The organism is Corallococcus exercitus (assembly GCF_003611585.1).
GTDB classification, from domain to species: Bacteria; Myxococcota; Myxococcia; order Myxococcales; family Myxococcaceae; genus Corallococcus; species Corallococcus exercitus.
The window spans coordinates 1-3853 of the sequence record NZ_RAVW01000628.1; the positions used below are offsets into that span (position 1 = coordinate 1).

Sequence of the window (3853 nt, forward strand, 5' to 3'; positions counted from 1 at the left end):
CCCCCCTCCCTGGCCCGTCCGGTGTCCACCAGTGCGCGCCTCCCCGGCGGGCGGGGTGGGACAGTGACGCCTTTCCGACCGCCGGCGACCCGCCGGGGCTTGCCGCCGCTTCGCGGGCACCGGGCGGAGCCCCACCCTCTGGACCCGGGTCCGATGACAGACGGGCTCTTCACGGGTGGCGGGAACGGGGCATGGGGCGGACGGGCTGGCTGGCGGGATGGGTGCTCCTCCTGGGGCTGTGGACGGCGTGCGGCCGGACGCTGCCGGACAACACGTCCTCCGGGCTGTGGGGCTGGGAGCCCCCGTCCTTCTGCATCCCCATGACGTGCGAGTCCCAGGGGCTGGACTGCGGCTACGCCATCGACGGGTGCGGCGGCACGCTGCACTGTGGTGAGTGCGCGGAAGGCCAGGCGTGCGGCGGGGGCGGCGTGCCCAACGTCTGCGGCCCCATGCCCTGCGTCCCCACCTCCTGCGCGGCGCGGGGCGCCACCTGCGGCGCGCTCACGGACGGCTGCGGCGGCGTCCTCGACTGCGGCACCTGCGCGACCCCGGAGGTCTGCGGCGGCGCCGGCGTGCCCAATGCCTGCGGGCCCCCGGCGTGCGTCCCCGCCACCTGCGAGGCGCTGGCCAAGACCTGCGGCCAGGTCGCGGACGGCTGCGGCGGTGTCCTGGAGTGCGGCGCGTGCGGACCGGACGAGACGTGCGGCGGGGGCGGCACCGCCAACGTGTGCGGCCGCGCCCCGTGCGTCCCCACGACCTGCGCGGCCCTGGGCAAGAACTGCGGTCCCGTGTCCGACGGCTGCGGCGGCGTCCTGGAGTGCGGCGCGTGCGGCGAGGGACTCACCTGCGGCGCGGGCGGCGTGGCCAACGTCTGCGCCCCCTCCCAGTGCCAGGCGGCCACCTGCGCCACGCTGGGCAGGAACTGCGGAGAGGTGCTGGACGGCTGCGGCGGCGTCCTGGAGTGCGGCGCCTGCGCGGCGGACGCGACGTGCGGCGGCGCGGGCGAGGCCAACGTCTGCGGCGCCGGCACCTGCGTGCCCACCACCTGCGCGGCCCTGGGCAAGGACTGCGGCCGGGTGTCCGACGGCTGCGGCGCGGTGCTGGAGTGCGGCGGCTGCCTCGGGTCCCAGACATGCGGCGGCGCCGGGGTGCCCAACGTCTGCGGAAAGGCCGCGTGCACGCCCACCACCTGCGAGGCCCTGGGCAAGAACTGCGGGCAGGTCGCGGACGGCTGCGGCGGGATGCTCGACTGCGGCGCGTGCGCGCAAGGCCAGGCGTGCGGCGCGGGCGGCGTGGCCAACGTCTGCGCGGCGCCCGGATGCCGGCCGGCCACCTGCGGCTTCCTGGGCGCGACGTGCGGCGCGGTGGCGGACGGCTGCGGCGGCACGCTGGAGTGTGGCACCTGCACGGCGCCGGAGACCTGCGCCGGCACGGGCGTGCCCAACGTCTGCGCGCCTCCCGAGCCCCTCTGCGTGGACCGCGACCTGGGCAGCACGCTGCCGGTGTCGCTGACGGGCTCCACCGTGGAGGCCCGGGACGACCACGCCGCCTCCTGCGGGGGCGCGGGCGCGCCGGACCGGGGCTACCTGTGGACGGCGCCGAGCGCGGGCACCTTCACCTTCGACACGGCCCGCTCGGCGGTGCGCTCCGTCATCGCCGTGTTCGCGGACGGCTGCGGCGGCGAGGAGCTGGCGTGCGCGAAGGACGGCATCAGCTACGGCGGTGGGTCCCGGGTGGCCGTGACGCTGACGAAGGGCCAGCGGGTCCTGGTGACGGTGGACGCCGTGGCCGGCGGGTCCTTCACGCAGGGCTCCTTCGCGCTGCATATCGACGAGCTGCGCTCCAGCGAGGCCGGCGCCTGCTTCGACAACATGGACAACGACGGGGACCGCTGGGTGGACTGCGCGGACACCGAGTGCCGCGACGACCCCCGCTGCAAGGGCCAGGGCTGCGCCCACCACGACCTGGGCAGCGCCCTGCCCGTCACCTTCCAGGGGGAGACCGCCCTCTCCGGCGACGGCTTCCAGGGCACCTGCGGCGCGCTGCTCCAGCAGGACCGCGCCCACCTGTGGACGGCGCCGAAGGCCGGCACCTTCGTCTTCGACACCTCGCCCGCCGGTGACCCGGACGCGGGCGGCCACGCCCTGTACCTCCTCACCGGCTGCCGGGGCACGGAGCTGGGCTGCGCCGCGAACCTACATCCCACGACAAAGGACGCCCCCGCGCTGAAGCTGACCCTCGCGCAGGGGCAGACGGTGCTGGTGGTGGTGGACGGCATGGCCCGGCCGGACCGGGACACCCCCATCCGCTACACCCTGCACGTCACCGAGTGGGTCTCCTCCGAGGCCGGCCACTGCCACGACGGCGCGGACAACGACGCGGACGGCCGGGCCGACGACGCGGACCCGGACTGCCGCGAGCGCTGACGCACCGTGCCACACCTACATTCTCAGCAGATGTGAGGTGCTACGCAACTGATCGACGGCCGCTGCGATAATCCCGGCAAGACGTCAGCAGCCCATCCCAATTTTCCTCGAACTCCGACGAGGGAGCCCCCAAATGAGCTTCATTGACCGCGCCCGCAGTGCCGTCAGCAACACCATCCGCCACGTGCAGCAGGACCCCATCAAGGCGGCGAAGGACATCGGGACGCAGGCCAAGAAGGGCTACGACACCTTCACGAAGGTGAAGACGGCCGTGAAGGACGGCTTCGACAACGTCAAGAGCCTGAAGACGGACGGCTTCAAGGCGACGCTGAAGGGCAACGTCGACAAGATGGTGTCCAAGGCGATGGACCCCAAGACGAAGCTCGACCTCAAGGGCAAGCTGGGCATCGCGGGCAAGGCCTTCGGCACCCTGACCAGCGCCGCGAAGCTGGTGGGCCAGGCCGGCACGGCCATCAAGGACGTGCGCAACGCCGTGCGCTCCGGCAGCAGCGAGGACTGGAACAAGGCGCTGGGCTCCGTCGCCACCGCCGGCAAGGGCGCGGTCAGCACCGTCAAGGGCGGCCTGGAGATTGCCCGCGACGTGACCAAGTTCGGCAGCGCGTACAAGGCCGCCAGCGGCGCCTTCAAGGCCGCGGTCCCCGGCGCCGGCCCCAAGCTGGCCCGCGCCGCCGCCGGTGCCGCCGCCAAGGCCGCCTTCGAGGGTGGCGCTTCCTCCGCCATCAAGAGCGGCGTGCGCTCCGCGCTGAAGACCGCCGTCGGCGAGAGCGGCGTGGCCCTGAAGGTCGCCACCGGCACCGCGTCCCGCGCCGCCGCCCGCGCCGCCCTGTCCGAGGGTGGCAAGGCCGCCGCCAAGGCCGGTGCGTCCGCCGCCGCCCGCGCCGCCGGGGGCACCCTGGCCAAGGCCGCCGGCCGCTTCGCCCCGGGCGCGAACATCGCCATCGCCGCCTTCGACACGGCGAACGCGGTCTCCACCCTGCGCGACCCGAACGCCAGCACCACCAAGAAGGTCACGGGCGTCATCACCGCCGTGGGCTCCATCGCCGCCGCCACCAACATCCCGGTGGTCAGCCAGGTGGGCGCCGCCGTCTCCGCCGTCTCCAGCTTCGTCGGCGGCCTGTTCGGCTGAGCGGACGCGGTGACGTGAGGGCCCCGGGCTGGAAGGCCCGGGGATGTCCCCGGAGGGCTCTTTTCTGGTAGGCACCGTGACCGAGTGAGACGCGCTCGTTTCAATCCCCTCTGGGACCACGGTCGCTACCTGCCAGGAGGCCCTCCGGTGGCCACGAAGAAGAATCCCCCTGAGAAGTCTCCGGCCGCCAAGGCGTCCGGCCCGTCTTCCGCCCCGGCGAAGCCGGCGAAGTCCGCCGCCGCCCCTTCCGGAAGCCCCAAGCCCGCGGAAGCACCCGCCG

The 3853-nt window shown here is 74.4% G+C and carries 2 protein-coding genes; both read left to right on the forward strand.

Features of this window, described 5'->3' with window-relative positions:
• Positions 1 to 191: 191 nt before the first annotated feature.
• The gene (locus tag D7W79_RS39875) at positions 192 to 2426 is read left to right on the forward strand and encodes a tryptophan synthase alpha chain (RefSeq protein ID WP_120530442.1); all 2235 of its coding nucleotides are present in this window, start codon (positions 192 to 194) and stop codon (positions 2424 to 2426) included.
• Positions 2427 to 2559: 133 nt separating this feature from the next.
• Positions 2560 to 3573, forward strand: coding sequence for a hypothetical protein (locus tag D7W79_RS39880; RefSeq protein WP_120530443.1), 1014 nt, complete (start codon positions 2560 to 2562; stop codon positions 3571 to 3573).
• Positions 3574 to 3853: the final 280 nt, after the last annotated feature.